The sequence below is a fragment of the Vibrio sp. 1580 genome (assembly GCF_033340055.1).
Genome location: NZ_JAWOVT010000544.1, coordinates 1 through 569, shown reverse-complemented (window position 1 = coordinate 569; position 569 = coordinate 1). Strand labels below are relative to the sequence as shown.

Below are 569 nucleotides of genomic sequence, written 5' to 3'. Positions count from 1 at the left end.
AAGTTGCCGCTAGCTCGGCAAGTACAGCTTCATTGCGTCCACATGCGATGACACGCCAACCAGACTCAGCAAAATCGACAGCCAGCTGTTTACCTATCCCGGAGGTCGCCCCCGTAATTAAAACGACACTATTCATCGCCCCAACCTTTGCTTAATGGTTTTGATGACAGAGCCAAGCAAAGGCAAATGCTCATAAAGCATTTCACCCAAATCAAAGTAATCTCGGTGATAAATGACTTGGCCATCGGAGAACTTCATGTGGGAAACACCGCTCACAGCGATTGGAGCCCCTTTGTGTAATTTCGGATGTTGAAGATCCATAGTCCAAGTCAGGAAACCCGTGTCCCCAACCTGCTGATGATCATGGATGATGAAATCACAGCGAATCACATTCTCGTACAATGACTGGAAATAATCAGAAAGAGCAGGCAGTCCTTCTAAGCGATGAGCCGAATCTTCAAACACCACATCTTGGTGATAAACGTCTTTCAGAAGATGCAGGTTCGCTTTGTTAAGCTTCTGGTAAATGTCTCCAACCGACTGTATGTCCATTCTTTCGCTCCCAAACG

2 protein-coding genes are annotated in these 569 nt (G+C 46.6%); both read right to left on the bottom strand.

The window, feature by feature from the left end:
- Positions 1–136 (bottom strand): SDR family NAD(P)-dependent oxidoreductase (locus R7093_RS27080; protein ID WP_318147255.1); only part of this gene is annotated, 136 nt, incomplete at its 3' end.
- Positions 133–552, bottom strand: a complete 420-nt coding sequence (locus tag R7093_RS27075) for a nuclear transport factor 2 family protein (RefSeq protein WP_031850281.1) — start codon at positions 550–552, stop codon at positions 133–135. The genes R7093_RS27080 and R7093_RS27075, both read right to left, overlap by 4 nt.
- Positions 553–569 lie beyond the last annotated feature (17 nt).